The sequence below is a fragment of the Paludisphaera rhizosphaerae genome (assembly GCF_011065895.1).
Taxonomy (GTDB): domain Bacteria; phylum Planctomycetota; class Planctomycetia; order Isosphaerales; family Isosphaeraceae; genus Paludisphaera; species Paludisphaera rhizosphaerae.
This window is the reverse complement of record NZ_JAALCR010000031.1, coordinates 43,991-65,214: the sequence shown is the minus strand read 5'-3', so window position 1 is coordinate 65,214 and position 21,224 is coordinate 43,991. Positions and strand designations below refer to the sequence as shown.

Here is a 21,224-nt window from a genome sequence, read left to right as displayed (position 1 = left end):
TTTGGAAATCGGTCTAGAGCGGCCGTTCTGGACTTAGTCCAGGAAGGATTCGAAGCCTCAGATTCAGCGCATCGCGAGGCGGCGAACGTCAATCGAGTTGAGATCGACCGTGTAGCCAGGGCGGGCATGGTTCAATCCGACCGCACTTTCTCCTGTTGCAGGCAGAACTCCTTCCGACTTTCGCTCGCTCCTGATCTATGGGCGAACGTCGCTGCAGGGACTCTTGTCTTCGCAAGGGTGTCGACCCCTGCGCTCTGAGCTGTCAGAGCGTCTAAGTCATTTTCGGTTGTTAGTTTGTGATGCCGTTGTGAATCTCCGTCGGCCATTTGGTGTGCATGAATGACAGGTAATGTTTTGACCCATGCCATAACGGCTGGTTGTTCTGGCGGCCGCGGTGAAGGCTGTCTTTTTTTGTGAATTGGTGTCACGAGATCGTGGGTGCAAGGATTTGACCTATAGAATCTGTTAGACGAGGTGCTGGCTCCCCCGACGCGGCGTGGTGAATACCGGAATCAACGTCGCGAATCTTGGGACCGAAGGATTTCGGAGAACGCTGAGAACTGTTAGAGTCAGAAAATGCCCACAACCTGAAGGTCGTGCTAGGCAGCAGAGCGGCGTCATCAGTGCGATGAGGCACCGCAGATCACGGTCGAGGTCTCCAGTCGTTGCCAGGTCGGTCGCCTGCCGGGCGGCCGTCGCTCGATGTGGAGTGGTGGGCCAGGCATATTGAGTCAGTTTTGAAGAACCCCACGGGGCGTTCCTCGGACGCGTACGCGCCTAGGTCGTCCAGAGTTTCTCGGCTGCGCTGAGAAGGTGAGAGGAGAACGGCGATGGGGGGCGGAAGGAGAGCAATCGAGGAGGCGGACGAGGCGTGGGACGCTGAAGTCCAACACGTTCGGGGCGCGGGGGTGCGACTGCCGTTCTTGACCTGGGGGCGGCTGGGCGTGCTGGCTGTGATCTTGGGAATCGGTGCGGCGATGGTCGGAGAGGAGCCCGCCTCGAAATTGGAACAGGGCGTCCAACTCGAAGGGCATCTAGGTCTGATCGAGACGATCCGCTTTTCAGGCGACGGTAAGACCCTGCTGACTTCGGGCTGGGATCGCACCGTTCGGATCTGGGACGTTGAGGCGGGGAGGGGCGACGGCTTCGGTCGCGAACTGGCCTGCCTGACTCTGCCTTGGGAGCTTTACGGAGCGGCGCTCTCCCCCGACGGACGATGCGTCGCCGCTGTGGGGATCGAGGGGCTGACGCTCTGGAACTGGACGGGCGAAGACGACGCTCCGAAGACCTTGAATGACGTCGGTTCGTGTCGCGCGCTGGCGTTCTCTCCCGATGGCCGAGTTCTGGCGCTCGGTGGATATGACGGCAGGATTCACATGGTCGACACCGAGAAGGGACGTATCTCGTCGATCCTCGGTCGCCACGAGGATGCTGTACGGAAGATGATGTTCACCTCGGATTCTCGCCTTCTGATCTCGCTCAGTTTCGACGGCGCTATCAAGACCTGGGACCTCGAAAAGGGACGTCCACTCGCCCGTTTCTCGGGGATTGAGGACGCCTCACGCCCGATCCTGACGATGGCGATGTCTCCCGTGGGCGACTCACTCGCCGTCAGCCGGCTGAACGACGACTCTGGGCAGATCGAGATCTGGGACGTCGCCGCCGGCGTCCTGCGGACCACCTGCCCAGCCGAGGACCGCGAGACGCACGCCCTGACGTTTTCCCGCGACGGGCGTGTGCTGGCTTCCGCCGGTTCCGACTACCGCATCCGATTCTGGAATGCGACGACTGGGACTTCGGCTGGAATCTTGGATGGGGAGACAGGTTGGGTCCGCACGCTTGATTTCTCGGCCGACGGCGTCTGGATGGCCCTGTCGAGCGTACCGGATCACGTGAATCTTCGGCGACTCGCCTTGCCGGCCCCGCTCGCCACCCGTCTCGAGGCGCCGGCCGTCGATGCGAGTTCCTCGCGACGCTCTGGCCGGGCCTGAGACGTTCAACCAGACTCCTCGGGGCGATGGGTCAGGTCAACCGTGCCCATAGCCCCTGTCGAACGCGTCGAGATCGCGCATGTACGACGCGAAAGTCGTGCGGAACGTGTCGTAGTCGATCGTCCACCGAGGCTGGTCCTCGGTGTGACGATGACAGTGTTCCTCGACGAGCCGGTGCAGGAATTTGAAGAGGTGCCGCGGTGTGCGGAGACTCCCCAGCGATTCCTTCAGGTAATCGTCGCTGACGGTGTCGTCGATGAACTCGCGGAGGCGGACGCCGTCGCCGTCCTCCGATGGGGTGGCCTGACAGGCTCGCAACCGGTCGCTGGCGAGGTCGTAGAGCGAGGGACCAGTCCAGCGCAGGGGCTTGATCATGTTGAGCTTGTCGGGCCGGGCTCGATCGTAGAATTCCTTGTCTTCCTTCTCCAGGTAGTACGCAAGCTCGATTGGCAGCAGCAGCTTCACGCCGATGCCGGGATGACGAAGGAACTTGTTGTCGAGTAGAGGCCAGATCAAGGCCCTCATCTTGCGCGGGTCGCCCTCGATCTGCTGCGGTTCGTCGACGCGGTCGATGAGGACGATGATCCCGCCGTATCCCAGCGTCTTGAGAACCCCCTGGAACTTCCGGAGGAGTTCATATCGCTCTTCCGCTCGCCCCTTGGAGGCGGTCGGCATGGGCTGGCCGCCGAGGTCGGTGGGGCTGAACCAAAGCAGTTCCCATCGTAGAGCAGAGGGGTCGCGGTTGAGGACCTTCAACCCCTGGCGGATGTCGCGGGAGTACCACTCAGCGCGGGCGAGCCGCCAGGCCCAGTAAAGCCAGCCGGCCGCCAGTGGAACCAGAAGCCAGGGGAGTAGCGTCCAGGACCGCAGAGCGGGGAAGAGGTAGGCCAGGGCGATCACGGCCAGCGTGGTCCCGAATCCGATCTGCAGATCACGACGGCTCCAGAGCGGGCGGAAGCCCGAGCGACGCCGCAAGCGACTCCATCGCCGCTCGATCGGCTCGCCCGTCGAGGAATCGTAGAGAGCCGCCAGGAGGAGCAAGTCGCGGCGCTGGTCGAGGCTGAGGATCGAGAGATCCACCTTGTCCGAGGTCAGCAGGTCGACCAGGTGGGTGACGCCCAGCGAGAGGATCGCGTCCATGTGATCCTGAAGCTGCCAGCGCTTGAGCACCTGGGTCGTGTCGGAGGACCGCGTCGCCGATCGGAAGTTGTCCAGGTACGGGTTGAAGTCGTCGTACGAAATGACGAAGACTCGGTCCGAGGGATTGGCCTGGTTGTACTGCTCGATCTCCGAGGTGATCTGCAGCCGCAGAGCCGTCTTCCCGCTCCCCTTTTCGCCGAAGACGAGGGCCGTCGAGGGATTCTCCGGCTCGCCGAAGACCTTGCTCCAGGCGGGGTGGTGGATCGTCGTCAGGCATCGCCGCTTGAAGACGGTGTCGGTCTGGGCGTCTTCCTCGCTGAACGGGTTGCCCTTGATGCCGTGGTGCTGGAGAAACTGTTCCGTCTTCATCCTTGGCGGGGCCTTTCCTCGAAGTTCAGGCGGCTTGGCGCCGTTGCAGCGTCGGGACGAGCGTGCGCGACGTCGTCCGGAGATTGTCTCCCGCTTCCCATCGCGGGATCAAGTCGAGGTGGGAGGCCGCGGCGACGGCCTGACGATTCCTCTTACCCGATATCACGCCAGGTCGCAACCTCATCGCCATCATCGAAGGTCGGGCTATAATAACCGAGCTTCACTCGCCGCGTCTCCGAGAGGCCTCCGGAGGACCGATGATCCGATGAACATAGCGTTGCGGCCGATCAGCCTGTCGATGATCTTAATGCTGTCGCTGGTCCTTGGCTGCGGCGGCAATTCCGTGGTCGGCCCCGAAACACCGCCGCTTCGAATCGCGGCGGCCGCCGACCTCCAGCGGGCTCTTCCCGATCTCCTCGCGGCGTACAAGGCTCGCGACGACTCCGTCGCGGAGCCGAGCTTCGGCGCCTCCGGCGACCTCGCCGAGCAGATTCGCGGCGGCGCGCCGTTCGACGTCTTTCTATCGGCCGACATGAGTCGCCCCGAAGCGCTCGAAGCTCAAGGAGTCGTCGAGAAGGGCTCCGTCGTCCCCTACGCCCGAGGAGCGTTGGTGCTGCTTGTTCATCCAAGCGTCGCCGGCGAGGTCGCCTCGTTGGCCGATCTGCAGGCGCCGGGCGTCCGCAAAATCGCATTGGCCAATCCAGAGATCGCCCCTTACGGCCAGGCAGCCCGAAACGCCCTGGAAAAGGCCGGGCTTTGGGACCTCCTTCAGCCCAAGCTTGTCATCGCCGGATCCGTGTCCCAGGCCTTGATGCACGTGGAACAGGGTAACGCTGATGCGGCTCTCGTCAGTCGCTCGCTCGTCGATGGTGGTGCTTCGAAGGTCGTGGATGTCGACCCTTCGCTCTATCCGCCTCGGATTCAGGGCCTTGGAATCGTGGCGAGATCGACTCAAAAGGAGCGGGCGCGGCGGTTCATCGAATTCCTCCGAGGTGAAGACGGGCAGCTCATTCTGGAACGGCGCGGGTTTCAGTCACCGCAACCTTGAACCTGACCCGAGGCGACGCGCGATGACGGATCTTGTGCCGCTCTGGCTGTCTCTGAAGGTAGCGACCTCGGCGACATGCCTGGTGGTTCTCCTGGGGCTTCCGGCTGCGTATCTGCTGGCCAGAACGCGGTTCCCCGGCAAGGGTCTCATCGCCGGCGTCATGGTGCTTCCGCTCGTTCTGCCGCCGACCGTCCTGGGCTATCTGTTGCTTCAGATCGTCGGCCGTCGCGCCTGGGTGGGGTCGTGGCTGGAACGCAATCTCGACGTGGTTCTCGTCTTTCACTGGTCAGGGGCCGTGCTGGCGTCAGCGGTTGCGGCGTTCCCGCTGTTCCTGCTGCCGGCCCGCGGAGCGTTTGAGGCCGTCGACCCTGGTCTGGAGGATGTGGCGAGGCTCCTGGGGCGAAGCGAGGCCTCAGTCTTTCTGGCCGTGACGTTTCCTCTGGCCTGGCGCGGCCTGGCCGCAGGGACCGCGCTGGCCTTCGCGAGAGCTCTGGGCGACTTCGGCGCGACGATGATGGTGGCAGGCGACATCCCAGGGTTGACCCAGACGGCCTCGCTGGCGCTCTACGACGCCGTTCAGGTGGGTGACTCGGCGCGAGCGGCTCGATTGACCCTGTGGATCTCGTTCATCTCAATCGCGGCGTTGGCGTTCGTGCAACGGACGCTGCCCGCTGTGGAGCGGAAGCCTTGAGGGGCGGTTCGTCCACCTTCCTGGACGCACACGTCACACGTCGGGTCCATGAGGGCCTGACCATCGACGCGACCGTTCAATTGGGTGACGAGATCGGCGTCCTCTTCGGAACCTCAGGCGCTGGGAAGTCGACGCTCCTTCGATTACTGGCCGGGCTTTCGCGGCCCGACTCCGGACGGATTTCGCTCTCCGGCGAACTCCTCCTCGATTCGGCCCGAGGCCTCCACGTCCCACTCAGACGACGTCGGATGGGGATGATCTTTCAGGACGATCTCTTGTTTCCGCACCTGGACGTTGCGAGGAACATCGGCTTCGGACTGCGAGGGGCCTCGCGGTCTGACTGCGTCCGGCGGACGGAGGAGGTCGCGGCCCTCTGCGGGGTGACCGGTTTGCTCGGCCGTCGGGTGGCCACGCTTTCCGGGGGGGAACGCCAAAGGGTAGGCCTCGCGCGGGCGCTCGCGCCGCGGCCTCGGCTGCTGCTCTGCGACGAGCCGGTTTCGGCGCTGGACCTCCCTGGTCGCCACACATTGCTCGACAGATTTCGGAGCGTGCAGAGGGCTGAGGGAATTCCGATTCTCTATGTCACCCACAGCCCGGCGGAGGCGATTACTCTGGGGACTCGGCTGTTCCTGATGGAGAACGGTCGGATCGTCGCCGAGGGCCCCCCCGCCGAAGTCCTCTCGGAAACCTCTCGGGAGGCTTTCAGGCACCTGGAGGGAGTACGCAACGCCTTCGCGGGGGCTGTCGCCGAGCAGAGCCAGGGCGGCGGATGGACCCGGATCGACCTCGACGGGGGACCCTCGTTAATCGTTCCCTGGACTGATCTGCCGATCGGCGCGTCTACGACCGCCGAGGTGGACGGTGACGATGTCCTGCTGGCGGTCGGTCCAGTCGCTGGCCTCAGCGCGAGGAACCAGGTCCAGGGAGTGGTAGAAGCGGTCGCCGCGCACGGCCGCGAGGCCGAGGTGGTCATCCGCACCGGCGATCTGCGCTGGTTCGTCGGAGTCCTGGCCTCCGTTGCCGGCGAGTTGAGCCTGGCGCCGGGACGCCCCGTGACGATGATCATCAAGGCGCGGAGCGTCCGCGTTGAGTGCTCCTCGGACTGATTCTTGCAGCGCGTCGCTCGGGGGATTCATATAGCGTTCAGGGAAGGCAGCCGACAATGCGCTCCATCCCCGCTTCCCCACGTCCTTGCCTGGAGTTCACGGCGTGCCAGATCTGCCCGAGACCTTTGCACCACGGAACTGGATCGCGCACAGCGATGAGGCCGCGGCGGAAGAATTTCGAAACCTGCTCCACGACCGACTCAGGGCGTGCCTGATCGTGCTGGCCGGAGCTTACGTCGCCTTTCTGATTCAGGGCTCTCTTGTTCCGAGCCGCCGGACCGTTGGGATTCTCGGACGGCTGGTGCTTGGAATCTTACTCGTTGCGGCCTCCGTCCTCTTGAGCGATCGAGCGAAGCCCTCGCTGCGACGCCTGCGGGGGATCGAAACGCTGCTGTTCGGCGGAATCACTCTCTACACGGCGTTCGACCTGTTTCTCGCCATGAGACGGGGCGTTCCCGACCCCGACGTCGACGCCTGGAGGCTGGCGAGCTTCTTCAAGAACGACCTCGCCGTGATGACGGCCCTGATTTTCATCTACGCAGTCTTCATCCCCAACCACTGGCGACGCGCTCTGGGGATGATTCTGACGATGGCTCTGGCTCCGCTGGCTGCGGTTGGCCTTCTCTACGTGGTAATGCCCGATTTCCGGGCTCTCGTCGGATCCGATCCGGCCATGAGCCTTGAGAATCTGGCGGAGCATGTCGTGGTGCTGGCGACGGCCGTTGCGGGCTCGGTGTTTGGTGTCCGCACAATCAACGCTTACCGGACTGAGGCGGCCCGCGAGCACGCCATCAACCAGTACCGGTTGAAAGAGAAGATCGGCAGCGGGGGGATGGGGGAGGTCTATCTGGCCGAGCACTGCCTCCTCAAGCGGCCCTGCGCGCTCAAGTTCATCGCTCCCAAACTGACTGACAGCGAGACCCCCCGCAGGCGGTTCGAGCGCGAGGTTCGAGCCACAGCCAAACTCTCGCACTGGAACACGGTGGACGTCTACGACTATGGGCGGACCGAGGACGGCCGGTTCTTCTACGTGATGGAGTATCTCCCCGGACTGAGCCTACAGGAACTCGTCGACGTCCACGGTCGGCTTCCGGCCTCTCGAGTGATCTACCTGCTGCGGCAAGTCTGCGAGGCCCTTCGGGAGGCTCACCTGGAAGGATTGATCCACCGCGACCTGAAGCCTCCCAACATCTTCGCCGCGTATCGAGGAGCTCGATACGACGTGGCCAAGGTGCTCGACTTCGGACTTGTGAAGTTGATCGCCGACGCCGATGCGCCGATGGTCACGCTGGAGGGAATCGTGACGGGGTCGCCGCTCTACATGGCGCCGGAGTTAGTCGCCCGAGACCGGATCGCCGACGGCCGGGCCGATCTGTACAGCCTTGGGGCGGTCGCCTACTTTCTGCTGACCGGGAGGCCCCCGTTCCTTGGGCCCGACGCCGTGGCTGTCATGTTGGCCCACGTTTCTGACGAGGTTGAGCCGCCCTCACGCCTCGAACCCAGCATCCCCTCCGACCTGGAGGCCGTTGTGCTCCGCTGTCTGGCGAAAGTCCCCGAGGATCGTCCGGCCGATGCCGGCGAACTGGGGAGGCTTCTGGCGTCCTGCCGGGACGCCGGCGGCTGGTCGGCCGATCAGGCCGAGGTGTGGTGGCGAGAACACCAGCCGATCGAGCCGGACTCTAAAACAGAGCGGCCGATCGATTCCGAGGACTTCCACGGTCCCACGCTCGTCGTTCGCGATTTCCCGGGGATCGACGCGCCGGGCGAACCCGATCCCGACGATCCACTCTTGACCCGGGCGGAGGAGCCGCCACCCGTTTAGTGGTAGACGTTCGCCTCAACGTGTTCCACGCCGGCGGCTGCCGCCGCGTCTTTTACGTGCTGCTGGTCTTCGGGAAGATATCGCGAGCCGAACAGGAAGAACGCCGCTCCAACCGCCAGCACGGGAGCGACCACCAGCATGGCCACGGTCAAGTTCTCGTCGCCGGTGGGCGTCGCGCCCAGCGAGGAGAAAAAGGAGCCCAGCCATGATTCGGCCACGTCAGGCCTGCCGAAGAACGTCGAGATCCATCCCAGGATCACCGGCGAGCTGATGTCGCCGAAGACGTGGATCAGGAAGATGTACAGAGCGAAGCCTGAGGCTCGCTTGTTCGCCGGCACGACGTTGGCGATGACCGTGTTGCACGGGCCCAGGACCATTGACGTCAGGAGCATCGCCCCAAAGAGCAGCCCCAAGGATACGGCCGTGTCCTTCTCCAGGATGGCGAGAAGCCCGAGGGGAACCGCCGCCGCTGTCACGATCGCCGCGAGGAGCAGATAGGCTCGTCGGGTGAACCGCATCGTGAAGTCCGCTAGACCCGTCCCCAGAGCGATCCCCAAAAGGCCGGCCAGAGCGGTCAGGATGCCGATCGAGGAGGTCGCCCGGGTCATGGACATGCCGCGGACCGTCTGGTAGAAGTTCGCCCCATGGACGGCGTACGCCCCCGTCGCGAACGTCACGGCGGCCATGCCAACCGTGTTCAAGACGTACGTAGGAATCTTGAACAACCGGAGATAGTCGATCATTCTCGGCCGATCGGTCGAGCCGGTCGGCTGGCCCCCTTCAGACGCCCCGCGTCCGGGGTCGTGGATCAAGAGCCCCGCCACCGCGGCCAGCAGCCCGGGGAGCCCGACGATCAGGAACGCTCGCGACCATCCCCAATGGTCGCCGATCCAGCCCCCAAGGGCGTAGCCGAGCGCACCGCCGAGCGGAAGGGCCAGATAATAGAGTCCCATCGCCTTCCCGCGCTTCTCCACCGGGAAGAGGTCAGCGATCAGGGTTGGAGCGAGGACGCCGTAGCTTGCCTCACCCACTCCCAGCAGCGAACGCCAGAAGAACATGTGGTAGAAATCGAGTGAGAATGCAGAACCGACCGTCGCGAAGCTCCAGAGCGCGACTCCACCCGCCAGCAGTCGACGGCGGTCGTAACGGTCTCCCAGCCAGCCCATGACCGGCGAGACGACCGTGTACACTACCATGAAGGCTACGCCCAACACGCTGTACCAGAAGTCGTCGATGTCGAACGACTTCTTGATATCCACCCCGACGGCGAAGAACGAATAGCGGTCGATGTAGTTCAGGAGATTCATCCCGAACAACACGGCGAGGGCGAAGTTGGGGCCGCCGATGGTCGGGAGCAGACGGGGAGACGCGGGAGCGACTCCGGCCGAGCCGGATGCGGGGGACGACATCTTCAAGAAAAGCCTCGTCGAGGAAAATCGCGTGGGTCAACTCTGTTTTATACCCGCCCCGGGCTCTCCTGACGAGACCGACGCATCCGCCGTCGCGCTTGAACCGAGGTGAAGTCACCGCCAGAGCAGCGCCGATTCAAGGTGAATGACCGTGTGCGCCGCCTCCATTCTCGGCAGGGGAAGAACTCCGTGACCACCGCGTATCGTCCGGGCCGGAGCCAGGATCCGGTCGGTCCATTCCTTCACTATCTTATGGCCGAATGCGGCGTGTCGCCGCATACGCTGGCTGCTTATCGGGCCGATCTGATGCGATTCCTCGGTTGGCGTCGCGAACACGCCTCGGGGCCGATCGCCGAATTGGACGTTCCGACGCTTCGGGGGTATGTCGATGCGCTGGTCCAGGGAGGGCTTGCTCCCAGCAGTGTCGCGCGACATCTCGCGAGCCTCTCCACGTTTTTCCGGTATCTCGTGCTTGAGGGCAAGCTGGCGGACAACGTTGCCAAACTGCTGACGGCTCCGGCGGTGTGGGATCGATTGCCGGTCGTCCTCGGCCCCGCCGCGGTGGAGCGGTTGCTGTCGGCTCCGACAGCCGAGACTCGTTTAGGACGTCGCGACCGAGCGGCTCTTGAGACGCTGTATGCGACCGGCTGCCGGGCTTCGGAGGTCGTCGGCCTACGCCCCAATGACATCGACCTGGAAGCGGGGCTGGCGCGTTGTATCGGCAAGGGCGATAAGGAGCGGGTGGTTCCCATCGGATCAAGGGCTCGGGAAGCCTTGACCACCTACCTGAAGCGCGATCGTCCTGTGTTGACCGCCGGGCGGGCCGGTACGGACGCCGTGTTCGTAACACGTTCGGGCAAACCGCTTTCGCGAGTCGGATTGTGGCGGATCGTGAAGCAACACGCTAGAGCGGCGGGTCTCCCAGAAGGAGTCAGCCCTCACACCTTGCGTCACAGTTTCGCCACGCATCTTCTGGCCGGCGGCGCCGATCTGCGCGCCGTGCAGGAGATGCTTGGACACGCCTCCATCGCGACGACCCAGATTTACACGCGTGTCGAACTCAGTCGCCTCCGTCAGGTCCACGCACGCTTTCATCCCCGGTCGGCACCTGGAACGTCGTCGACCTGATTGGCGTTATCCCGAGTCGGTCGAGGTGGGAAAGCGCTGCAAGAGTTCCCGGTGTCGACGGCGGTATTCGTCTTCGAACGTCTGATCGATCGGATTGCCCTCGGCACGAGCCATATCAATCCAGTCGTCCAAGGCTTCCTTGGCGTTAAGACAATCGGTTCGCCCGCGTTCATCGTTCCCCAGACGATGATGCAGGAGACTCCTCGTCAGTAACGCTTCTGTGCGGCATCCTCGGCGGAGCGACTGATTCACGGCCTTGTTCAACGTATCCGCGAGATCCAGGTCGGCTAGCGCCTCGTCCATCTGCGGCAGAGCCTTTGCACGAGCCTCATCATCCGCTTCGATGGCCTTCTTCGCGCGCCTGATCGAGACTCGGCAGCGTTGCGTCCGAAGGGAGCCGAGCAGCGCCTTCTGGGTCGCCTCTTTCGGGTCGATGGTGGTCTCGAGAGCGGCCGTAAGGCGCTCATAGGCCTTTTCGAGATCGCTGTGGATCTCGGCGATGGTGGCAAGCCCTTGAAGCGCGTCGGCTGAGACCAAAGGGAGATTCTGGACGCTGGAAAGTTCAAGGGCCATCTCGAAGGCGTCGGCTGCCGTCTCGAGTTCCGCGCGCAGCGGGGCCAGTTCCTCGGGGGTCATGTCCCGGTTCTTCTGGGTTTCGTCGTTGTAATGTCCCAGCCTGCTGTTCGCAAATGCAATGAGATGCTCGACGACTTCCGAACGACCTGCCGACCAGGCCCGAAGTTCCTCGTGGGCCCCAGGTAGCTTGATCGCCTTGGCGTAGTCGAACTGAGCCGGTGAAGGCATGGACGAACCAACCCCGTTCCGGGCGAAGCTCAGGTAGAAGTGCAGGAGAGAAGAGTCGGGATAAAGTTTGACCAGATTCTCAAGAATCGGCACCGCTTCGGTGTATGAGCCGGAATCGACGGCTCGTACAGCGCGGTGCATGTCTGGCTGGTTCTTGAGGTCGGGCAAGAGGAGGAGAGTCGCCTTCTGGATCAGCAGTGGCGAGATCAACGCGAGGACGGCGAGGTAGAAAGCGTTGGCGGCGAGCAGGCGGCGATTTCGCACAGCCCAGTTGCCTAGGCGTTCCGTGCGGGACGGGTTTTCGGTGTGGATGAGCGGCAAACGCTGCAGGAATCGTTCCAGGTCCTCGGCGAGCTGACGGGCGCTGTACCGTTCTTCTGGATCGTATAGGAGGCACTTCTGAACGATCGCCTCAAGGCCGTGCGGGGTATTCGGGGCGTGACGGCGGATGTCCGACGCCAGACAGAGGCGGCGGTCCAGAAGATTCTGCAAAGCTCTGGGCGTCAAAAGTTTGCCGTTAGGGGCGTCAAGCGGCTCGCCGGTGAGCAGCTCACGGAGCACGAGTCCGAGTGAATAAACGTCGGCTGGATCGGACACGTCGGCCCACCGCGCCGGATTGAGGAATGCCTCGATCTGTTCGGGGGCCATGTAGGGGAGAGTTCCCCCCTGGAAGGCGGAATTGGCCTCGTCGGCGGAGTGCGGTGACTGGGCGAGGTTGAAGTCCAGGAGTTGCGGGCCGTGCTGGACGGTCAGCAGGACGTTCCCCGGCTTCACGTCGCGGTGAAAAGTCCGGTGATCGTGCGCATAGGCCAGGGCTCGTGCAAGCACCATCCCGATCCAGGCGACTCCTTGTGCGAACGAGCCGTTGATGGGGAACCCACGCCAACCGTCGCTGTTCGGCCCAACCTTCAGGGCATTGGCCAGGTCTTCGCTGATAGGAGCGGCCGAGTTGCGAACTCCCGCAGCCATGGCGTCCCAGAGTTCCGACGCCGATCGGGGACGGCGTCCGTCGACGCGTAGACGATGAACCACGTCGTCGAGAGGGAGCCCTGGCCGGTAGGGCATCGAGAGGCCGCGAAACTCCCCCTGGTCTGGAAAGGCGACGGAATTGACCGGAACGATATGGGGATGGTCGAGCGCCCCCTGGGCTTCGGCCTCGCGGCCGCGGTCGAGAGCCACCTTCAGCACGACCCGTTTACCGCCCAACGAATGGTCAGCGGCCAGGAAAACTCGCGAATACCCCCCCTTGCCAATCTGCTTCAGAAGCTCGAATTCCTCAAACCACTCTCCTTCCTTGGGGAAGGAAGGTCGAGGAGGCGTCAGCCCAGCCGCTTGACTCAGGATGCGGTGATAGCCGAGCTGAGCTTTAAGGGAGTCCTTCCAGGGAGCGTAGCGGTCACAGAACGAATCGACGTCAAGCGGCTCGCCGCGTTCTTCGCGAAGACAATACTCCTCGTACACAAGACTTACGACGCGATTGGAGGCCTCGCGTAGTTCGGGGAATTCTTTGAGATAGGCCGACACCGAAGGGGATTCGCCCTGCTCGAAGCGACGTCCCAGGTCTTCCTTGATAAGAGCGGTGAGACATACGAGACGTTCCGCCTCGTTGATCAGCTGAGCCTGAGGGGAGCGACCGATCCAGTAAGGTCGAAGAGCAACGTGTCGAGCACTGGCGACGTATCGACGGTATTGTTCCACTTCGACGTCGATGCGCTCCAGACCATCTGCGCTCACATCGTCGGAATCGAAACCACTCATAGAGCCTACCGCCCTCCGCTGTGCAGCGAGTCGTGGAGGCGTTTGAGAAACCGCTGGACCTTTCGGATGTTCCAGCCGGTCTTATCGGCGATGTCGTTGTTGTCATGCCCCTGCCGACGCAGGTCGATGATCGTCCGCTCGATTTCATCCCGCTGGCTCAGCAGGATCGCTTCCGCTTCATTGGCCTGGGCCAACTGACTTGCGGTGGGCTCGTCGGAAGCAAGCTGGACGGGTGTCGAGGCGGCCTCGATGCGGCGCTCACGGGTCACATCGCGTTTCAAGGTCCGCCGGCGACGATATTCGTCGACGACCTTCTGCTCCGCGACCTGGGCCAAAAAAGCAACGAGATGCTCGGAGGAGGGGAAATCGAGCCGGCCTAGATTTGCTGCCAGGCTTTTCATGACATCGCTGGCGAAATCGGTCGAATCGTAGACCGATCTCATCGAGTGGCCCATCTTGCGCCTGACAACGCGGCGCACCTTGGGATAATACTCTCGAAAGAGCTTTTCCCAGGCCAGCTGATCGCCACTTTGTGCTTCTTTAAGCGTCTGGCTCAGATCGTCGTCGATCCCGCGATTCGACAACGGCGCCATGATGGGCCCCTCCCGCGTGGGTCTAGGGAAGCATCGACGGTCGCCTCAGGCGATAGTTGATGTCGTTTCCGAGAAGTTAGGCGTCATCTCAGGATCCCAGCCTTGAGCGACTTCGTTAATTGTAACGATGTACGGCACCTCGGGAAGAGGTCTCGGGGGGGATTTCAGGCGACGACGCATCAAGGGACTCGCGTCTCCACCAACGGAGTCGCAAACTCATGGAAAGATAAGATGTGATTCCTGATCAAGCAAGTCCCAGGAGTCAAAAAATAGCTTGAATGCGAAGGCGAGTGTTGCTTTTTTTCAACATTCATCCGGCGGGAGGGAAGAATGTTGTTTAGGTAGGCGGTTCTGCGTGCCGGAAAGTGGCCTCAGGCGTTCACCGTGGCGGGAGGATCGATGCTCGTCGAGGTGTCGGAACCGACGTAAGTTTCGTCGGTCGTCGTGGTATCTGTGATCTTGACGGGATCCGTCGGAAGCGGGCTCACCGTGGGTGATGTTTTCGGAACTAGAATTGGGGCCATGGGATCGGTGGTGGCCAGGGTGGACAAGACAAGACGAAGGGACAGCGTTTCGACGACGGGGCGGAAAGCGCGGCGCGTGCGCATGGTCAGGCCTCCTCAGGCAGGATTAGGTAAAGCTAAGGGATGAGAGATTGGGTCTTGAAAAGCGTAATCGGCGCGACGAGCGAGAAGAACTGCGGGTGGGGGGCGACCAAAGTCTAGGTGGAGACGGTGTTAGGTTGAGACGGCGGCGGCGACGTCTCTCGACCGTGCTCCCAAATTCGATCGGTGATATCTATATTCGGCGAATAGAACTTATGTCGAAACTCGCCGAATTTGGAATTGAACCGGTGGTAAAAGACGCACTTTTTAGTTGAGCGAGGAAAGCGTCGAATAGGTTCGGATCGACGCTGGCGATGTAAGCTCGATCCCGACGGGATAAGCTTCGACGGGAAGGAAGTCGCAGCATGCCGACCGGTACAGCGGGCAACTGTCGTGTTGGGCCAGCGCCTCGCGGCTCCATTCATCGGCGAGATCGGGCCTCAGGGCCCTTCGGGCGACGATGTAGCGGCCGAGTGGCGACAGCTTGGCGTTGGCGCCTCCCACAACGTCGCCAATCGAACGTCCTCGTTCGATCAATTCCTCGGCGCGACGGATTTCGCGGGCTAGTTCGCTTCTGAGTTGGCGTATGATCGTCACGACCTGATTTCGATAACGCTTTTGGGCGAGCGGTGAGGCCAGGTCGGTCCATGGGTTGTCGACCGTCTGGGAGGCCACGAACAACTCCGGGTCGACCGGCAGTTCGGGATCCTCGATGTGGCATTGGATCAGAGCGAGCGCGGCGGCCTCCCAAACGCGGGCCGTCGAGCAGCCGTCATGCCATCGGAAGCCTCGCCGACGGCAGGCGTTCTGGATCCGACCGGCCAGCCGTTCGATCTCGTGACGTGAGGCGAGTGACACCGGTCCAACCCCTAATAATGATGACAATCCGAAATCGGCAGGGCCTGTTTCGGGAGGCGGTTGCGGGTTCTCGTCTCCCTCGACATCATCCACCGTGATCCGCCGGCCTCGGCGACAGGTCGGATTCCGGAAGTTCGAGATTTCTGACGAGAAAAATTCGCTGCTTCTCGAGATTGACGGTGCGATCCCTCAAAGTGGAAACCGAGAATCGGCTCCATGGGTCATTTGAAGAGTTATAAATGGCCTGTATCTGGTTAAATGAGGCGATTTGCAAGCTCCTCGCTCTAGGGAGGCGTAGCCTCGGGGAAGGGGTCGTCCTTCCTGTCCGAGAGGCGTAGGGGCAAGTGAATGAGTTGTGACGGGGTTGAGATGGGCGATTCTGAATCCCACTCGGCGGAGTGGAACGAACTCAAACGCGAGGTTTCGCGGCGTGTGCGCGAGATCCGGCTAGAGCTTTACGGCGAGCATGGGGGACCGATGCTGGCGTCGGCCATCGACGTCCCCTACCGCAACTGGGTGCGCTATGAGTCCGGCGCTACGATGCCCGGACCTGCGCTATTGCGATTTCTGGAGGTGACCGGCGCAAATCCCAACTGGCTACTTACCGGCGACGGGCCGAGGTTCAGCGGTCAGGCGGATCAGGACTGACCGCCGGAGCGTTTTCCACGATGCGCAGCGGCATTCCCGGCCGAATATCGCGGCGGATCTCGACGCCTCCCCAGGGCCAGGCGATTTCCAGGGTCTCGATCGCTGAAGCCGAACCAAGGCTGAATGTCAGCCGGGGAGGTGAGGACGAGAGGTACCCGGCTCCGCCGACCAGACCCGTAACCTCCGTCCGGCCTCCGATCCGAGCCGTCACGCGGGCCCCGATCGCGGGAACGCCCTGACGGTTCACGAGGTCGATGTGGACGACCGAGGCGGCAGGCGTCCGATTGACCAGAAGGGCGAACGGAACGTCGAGCGACGCGGCGGCGACATCCAGTCGGCCGTCGTCGTCCAGGTCGCCCACGGCGAGTCCTCGCCCCAGGGCAGGACGCGAAAACCAGGGGCCTCCCCGCTTCGAGGCGTCGTCGAAACCGCCTGCACGACCCTGTAGGAGAATCGGGCGCATGGCGAAGGGGACGCCGAGGCGGGCGCGGTCGAGGACATGGCCGTTGGCCTGGAGGAGGTCGATGCGGCCGTCGGCGTCGAAGTCAGCCGCGACGACGCCGAACCCGAGTACCTCGCGAGTGGCGGCGGCGATTCCCAGACGGCTGGATTCATCGCGGAAGCCGCCCCGGCCGTCGAGTCCTCGAAAGGCGATCGTTGAACGGCCCAGGAAGTTGGTGACGGCCAGGTCGATGAGGCCGTCGCCGTCGAGATCGGCGGCGGCCGTTCCCATTCCAGCGAGTGCTCGCCCCCCGCCGTCGCGGGCCGTGCCGGCTGCCTCGGCGACGTCCTCGAAGTGGAGGCCCCCGCGATTCGCCAGCATCCAGCAGCGGCCGCCGTCGTTCGCCACGAAGACGTCGGGGCGTCGGTCGCCGTCGAAATCAGCGATTAACACGCCGAGTCCGCGCTCCTCCCTTTGCGGCAAGCCGGCTTCGCGAACGACGTCGACGAATCGGCCGCCGTCGTTCCGGTAGATGTGGTCGGGCTCGGGGTCGAAGTCCTCGGGCGCGCAGAAGTCGCGACGACCGTCGGGGGCGGCGCAGTAGGGGGCGGCGGCTGGATCAAAAGCGACGTAGCCGGCGACGTAGAGGTCCAGATCGCCGTCTCCATCGAGGTCGGCCCAAGCGGCTCCGGTCGTCCAACTCTCGCCGGCGACGCCCGCGGCGACAGTGACGTCTTCGAAGCGGCAGTCGCCTAGATTCCGATAGAGTCGTCGTCCTCGCCACCCCGTGACGAAGAGGTCGATTCGGCCGTCCCCGTCGAAGTCCGCAGGGGCGACCCCCATCGCGTAACTGGGGCCAGGTATGCCGGCGGTCGCTGTTCGATCCTCGAACTTGAGACCACCGAGATTGCGGTAGAGACGGCAGGGGGGATCAATTGCGCCGGGGGTCGGCTGGATTGGTCCACCCTGGCAGAGGAAGACGTCCAGAAGCCCGTCGCCGTCCGCGTCGAACAGGGCTAAGCCGCCGGCCATGATCTCCGGGAGGTCATGGCGTCCTCGGGAGCCGGCGTGGAACTGGAAGTCGATCCCAGCGGATCGTGCGACATCTTCGAAGCAGATGTCCGCGGCGTTCGCTGTGAGGGCGGTCGCCACCAGCAGGAGCGCTGGAAGCAGGCGGATCACGGAGCAGACCTGGGGGGGGGAGCCTTCCAGAGAAAGACCTCGCCGGAATGACTGCAGGTGGCGAGCACCGTGTCGTCGCGCGAGAAAGCGACGGCGTTGATCCGGGCATTATGGCCGTTTAGACGCAGGACGATTTCTTGGGTTTCGGCGTCGCAGAGGCGGATGCAGCCGTCGTCGCATCCCGTGGCGAGCGTGAGCCGATCGTGCGAGAAGGCCAGGGCGCGGACGGAATCGGGATGTCCCTTAACCGCTCGCACAAAGTCTGTGGTTCCCATGTCGAGGATTTGGATCACTCGCTGGGACCCTCCTAACGCCAGCATCGAACTGAGCGAGCCTTCAGGTTTGCGGAACGCGACGGCCATCAACGATCCATCGCCTCGTTTGTCGGCGAAGCAGGTCTGGTCGTCGGTATTCCAGATCTTGAGCCGGCCGTCGCAAGAAACGGAAGCGAGGACGACCGATTGGGCCTCTGAGAACGCTATGGCTGTAACCATCTGCGTGTGGGCGTTGGAGATGGTCGCCGGGGCGTCGTAATTGGGGGCCGAATCGAGCAGGATGTCCGGCGTCAGACCGGATGCGGCGACTCGCTTGCCGTCCGGGGAGTAGGCTACGCATCGGAGTTGGCTCCGACCCTCGGGCCGGAGGACACGAAGGATTTCAAGGCGGACTGAGGAGGCGTCGGCATCGGACCGAACGACTCGCCAGATCTTCCAGGAGCCGTCGAGGCTCACGCTGGCGAGGTGTGCCCCGTCTGGAGAAAATGCAAGCCCCGAAACGGTTTGCGAATGGGCCTCGATGCTCGCCAACTCTCGCCCGTCGGCGACGTTCCAGAGCTTGATTTGATGGTCGTCGGCCCCAGACGCAAGGATTCGGCCGTCGGTCGAGAAAGCCAGCGCCCAGGCTTCCGCCTGGTGGCCGGCAAGTGCCAGCCGCGGGGGGGTGGCGGTCGGCGTCTTCCATACGAAGACCGACGGCTCATCGAAGTTCATGAGCAGGGTTCCGCCGGCCGGCGAAAACTCCAGGCAGCTCGGGGATCGGAACCGGCTCAAAACCTTGGGTTCCTCGGCGGGCTTCTGGAGGTTCCAGTATCGCACTGACTCGGATTCGTAACCGGCCACCAGGGCGTCTCCCCCCGGCGAGGTCGCCAGGCGGATCGGCGCTTTGCCGATCGTCGTCAAGGTTCTGCGAGTGCCCAGGCTTTCGAGGCTGTGGACGGCGAGCGTTTGCGTCCCCTCAAGGATCACGAGCCCGCGTCCGCCTCGGCAGAAGGCGATGTAGGAAGGGGGGCCGTCGACGCATTCCAACTCGGCCTGGGAACGGCCTTCGAGAACGTTCCAGAGAACCACCTGGCCATTGGACCAACCTGTCGCCAAGGATGCTCCGTCTGCGGAGAAGCATGCCGAAATCGGCCGTGCGAATTCAGGTGTTCGGAGTAGCCTTCGATCACCTGGTCTCGGCCCGAGCAGGAGGACCGAACCGTCCCCAAGACCCACGGCCATCTGATCGCCGGCGTGGGAGAAGGACAACCAACTGGTGTCGGGGAGTTCGTCGGCCTCTTCTTCGATCCATTCGCCGTCGCGGAGGCTGAAGAAGATGGTGCGCCAGGGGGCGTCGGCAGCAACCCGGCAACGGACCGCGAGTCGATTCCCGTCCTGGGTGAAGCCCATTTCGGCGACCTCGCGGAGCGTCTCCTTGAAACTCCAGTGGCCGGTTCGGCCTCGGTCTCCCCACACGTCAACGACGGCCGAATCATCGTCGACGTGTACGGCCGCGTAGTTGGTGGATCGGCCCTGGAGATCGCTGGCGCAGGCAAGCCCACGCACCGGAACCGCGTTCCCTTTCGCGAGGACCTGAGTATGCATGAGCGAGTCGAGGTCCCACTCGACGACCATGCCGTCGACGTCTCCCGTGATCAGGGTTCGGGCGTCGCGTGAGGTGGCGAGGTGTCGAACGGGCGCCTTGTGGGCCGCCTCGTTGCTCAACAGTTGGGCCGAGGAGTGGATCAGGCCGTCGACGTAACGCCACTCGAAGCCGCGCTTTCCAGGCGCGTTGCGACGCAACTCGTCGAAGCCTTCGATGGCGACCTCCAGCTCGTTGCGTCCCGCATGGTCGAAGACGCGACTGAGATCGTGGTCGTACTTGCTGCGCTGCGTAAGGTCGTTCTCGGTGTCGACACGGCTTTTGAAGGTGTCGCGGATCGTCTTTTGGATGTCGAGCTCGTTGCGCTGACGCTGGCCATCCGCGTAGAGGTCCTTGACATGGATGATGCCAACGGTCGCAAGCGTCAGCAGGGCTGAGAGAAGTAGGATGCTAAGGACGAGGAAAGCCGCGGCCTGAGGTTCGCGGCCAGCCCACTGCATGAGCCGGCGCAGACGCGGCGTGCGCTTCGCCCGAATCGGCTCGCGGTTTTGGAATCTTTGAAGGTCGTCGGCCAGGGCGAGCGCGTCGTTGTAACGGGAGGCCGGATTTCGCTCCAGGCATTTCAGGCAGATCGTCTCCAGGTCTTCGGGAAGCCCGTGGCGAAGCTTCGACGGAGGGACGATTTCTCCTTCCGCCACCTGGCAGAGCGTCTCCATGGGGGTCAAGCCGCGGTACGGCGGGGTTCCGGTGAGCATCTCGTAGAGGACCGCCCCCAGCGCGTAGACGTCGGTGCGGGGGCTTACCTCCCCCACTGCGTCTCCGAGTTGCTCGGGCGCCATGTACGAGGGCGTTCCCAGCAGTCGACCGGACTGGCTGCCGCCGTCGGCGAGCACGAACTTGGCCAGGCCGAAGTCGCCGATCTTGGGCGTTCCGGCCTGAGTCATCAGGATGTTCGACGGGTTGATGTCGCGATGAACGATGCCGCAACGGTGAGCCGTGTGGATGGCGCGCGCTAAGGTCTCGGTCAGTCGAGACGACCAGCGGATCGGCTGGGGCAGGGCTCGGATCATCTGGGCGAGCGTTCCGCCGTCGACGTACTCCATCACCAGGAACGGCAGGCCCTCGTGCGTGTCGGCGTCAAGGATCTGAACGATGTTGGGATGGGCCAGCTTGGCTGCGGCCTCGGCCTCGGTGCGGAGGCGGGCCTTCTCGCGCGCGTTGGCGAGGTCGCCGGCAAGGATCATTTTGATCGCGACCATTCGACCTGGCGTGAGCTGGCGCGCCTTGTACACGACGCCCATACCGCCACGGCCGATCTCCTCCAGCACATGGTAACGGCCGATACGTACCCGCGGCCCGGCAGGCGGGACGACGGTCCCAGGGCTTGGCCCAAGGGTCTTCATCTCAGTGGAGAGAAGGCTCAAGATGGCCTCGCGCCGTCGCGGCGTGGAGACCATCTCCTGGATGCGAGCCTCCCATTCAGCGGCCAACGGTTCGTCGCCTCGAGTGCGACGGGCGGCCATCTCGACGAGGATCAGGTCGAGAATCGCGTCGTCGTCGGCGGCCAGGCTCGGCTCGTCGGCGAGGATCCCTTCCACTCGGGCCGTGCTCGACTCCTCAAGTCGACGACGAAGCCGGTCGCACGCCTCCCGGCGCTTTCGAACCGATTCGTTCTGGGGCGCAGTCGTCGACATGACGTCCTCGACGATTCGAGGGCGGTGCGGGCCCATCCTAAGGCCCGAGAAAGGACTATCGGGCGTAGTTTAGCAT

15 protein-coding genes are annotated in these 21,224 nt (G+C 63.5%); 7 read left to right on the top strand and 8 right to left on the bottom strand.

What is annotated here, in order from left to right; genetic code table 11:
* The first annotated feature begins 830 nt into the window (after nt 1-830).
* Complete coding sequence (locus G5C50_RS27155; RefSeq protein WP_165074120.1) at nt 831-1,991, top strand: WD40 repeat domain-containing protein; 1,161 nt, start codon at nt 831-833, stop codon at nt 1,989-1,991.
* Nucleotides 1,992-2,027: 36 nt separating this feature from the next.
* Here the strand turns inward: G5C50_RS27155 and G5C50_RS27150 are convergent, their stop codons facing one another.
* Nucleotides 2,028-3,500 carry a UbiA prenyltransferase family protein gene (locus tag G5C50_RS27150; RefSeq protein ID WP_165074119.1) on the bottom strand — a complete coding sequence of 491 codons (1,473 nt, stop codon included), beginning with the start codon at nt 3,498-3,500 and terminating at the stop codon, nt 2,028-2,030.
* 265 nt (nt 3,501-3,765) lie between these two features.
* Between G5C50_RS27150 and modA the strand changes: the two genes are divergently transcribed.
* The 4 genes from modA (at nt 3,766) to G5C50_RS27130 (ending at nt 8,167) form a co-directional block, all read left to right on the top strand.
* On the top strand, nt 3,766-4,548 hold the full coding sequence (gene modA, locus G5C50_RS27145) for a molybdate ABC transporter substrate-binding protein (RefSeq protein ID WP_165074118.1): 783 nt from the start codon (nt 3,766-3,768) through the stop codon (nt 4,546-4,548).
* A gap of 22 nt (nt 4,549-4,570) precedes the next feature.
* A complete protein-coding gene (gene modB, locus G5C50_RS27140) occupies nt 4,571-5,239 on the top strand; it encodes a molybdate ABC transporter permease subunit (protein ID WP_165074117.1) in 669 nt (222 codons plus the stop codon).
* Nucleotides 5,236-6,345, top strand: a complete 1,110-nt coding sequence (locus G5C50_RS27135) for a molybdenum ABC transporter ATP-binding protein (RefSeq protein WP_165074116.1) — start codon at nt 5,236-5,238, stop codon at nt 6,343-6,345. The genes modB and G5C50_RS27135 overlap by 4 nt, the downstream gene beginning before the upstream one ends.
* 103 nt (nt 6,346-6,448) lie before the next feature.
* Nucleotides 6,449-8,167 (top strand): serine/threonine-protein kinase, encoded by a 1,719-nt coding sequence (locus G5C50_RS27130; RefSeq protein WP_165074115.1) that lies wholly within the window; start codon nt 6,449-6,451, stop codon nt 8,165-8,167.
* On the opposite strand, the gene G5C50_RS27125 is transcribed toward G5C50_RS27130, so the two are convergent.
* Nucleotides 8,164-9,576 carry a spinster family MFS transporter gene (locus tag G5C50_RS27125; protein WP_165074124.1) on the bottom strand — a complete coding sequence of 471 codons (1,413 nt, stop codon included), beginning with the start codon at nt 9,574-9,576 and terminating at the stop codon, nt 8,164-8,166. The genes G5C50_RS27130 and G5C50_RS27125 overlap by 4 nt on opposite strands.
* Before the next feature lie 189 nt (nt 9,577-9,765).
* On the opposite strand from G5C50_RS27125, the gene xerD reads away from it, so the two are divergent.
* The gene (gene xerD, locus G5C50_RS27120) at nt 9,766-10,704 is read left to right on the top strand and encodes a site-specific tyrosine recombinase XerD (protein ID WP_240907387.1); all 939 of its coding nucleotides are present in this window, start codon (nt 9,766-9,768) and stop codon (nt 10,702-10,704) included.
* A gap of 6 nt (nt 10,705-10,710) precedes the next feature.
* Here xerD and G5C50_RS27115 read toward each other — a convergent pair whose 3' ends face one another.
* The 4 genes from G5C50_RS27115 to G5C50_RS27100 form a co-directional block, all read right to left on the bottom strand.
* The gene (locus G5C50_RS27115) at nt 10,711-13,266 is read right to left on the bottom strand and encodes a serine/threonine-protein kinase (protein WP_240907386.1); all 2,556 of its coding nucleotides are present in this window, start codon (nt 13,264-13,266) and stop codon (nt 10,711-10,713) included.
* A 5-nt stretch (nt 13,267-13,271) separates the two neighbouring features.
* Nucleotides 13,272-13,859, bottom strand: coding sequence for an RNA polymerase sigma factor (locus G5C50_RS27110; protein WP_165074113.1), 588 nt, complete (start codon nt 13,857-13,859; stop codon nt 13,272-13,274).
* Between the two features lie 371 nt (nt 13,860-14,230).
* Nucleotides 14,231-14,467, bottom strand: a complete 237-nt coding sequence (locus G5C50_RS27105) for a hypothetical protein (protein WP_165074112.1) — start codon at nt 14,465-14,467, stop codon at nt 14,231-14,233.
* Nucleotides 14,468-14,731: 264 nt separating this feature from the next.
* Entirely contained in the window at nt 14,732-15,322 is a 591-nt protein-coding gene (locus G5C50_RS27100; protein ID WP_165074111.1) for a hypothetical protein, read from the bottom strand.
* A gap of 348 nt (nt 15,323-15,670) precedes the next feature.
* On the opposite strand from G5C50_RS27100, the gene G5C50_RS27095 reads away from it, so the two are divergent.
* Complete coding sequence (locus G5C50_RS27095; protein WP_165074110.1) at nt 15,671-15,970, top strand: helix-turn-helix transcriptional regulator; 300 nt, start codon at nt 15,671-15,673, stop codon at nt 15,968-15,970.
* On the opposite strand, the gene G5C50_RS27090 is transcribed toward G5C50_RS27095, so the two are convergent.
* Together G5C50_RS27090 and G5C50_RS27085 are read right to left on the bottom strand one after the other, a co-directional pair.
* Entirely contained in the window at nt 15,945-17,594 is a 1,650-nt protein-coding gene (locus G5C50_RS27090; protein WP_165074109.1) for a CRTAC1 family protein, read from the bottom strand. The two genes, G5C50_RS27095 and G5C50_RS27090, sit on opposite strands and share 26 nt — an antisense overlap.
* Entirely contained in the window at nt 17,591-21,148 is a 3,558-nt protein-coding gene (locus G5C50_RS27085; RefSeq protein ID WP_165074108.1) for a WD40 repeat domain-containing serine/threonine protein kinase, read from the bottom strand. The genes G5C50_RS27090 and G5C50_RS27085 overlap by 4 nt, the downstream gene beginning before the upstream one ends.
* Between the last annotated feature and the right edge of the window lie 76 nt (nt 21,149-21,224).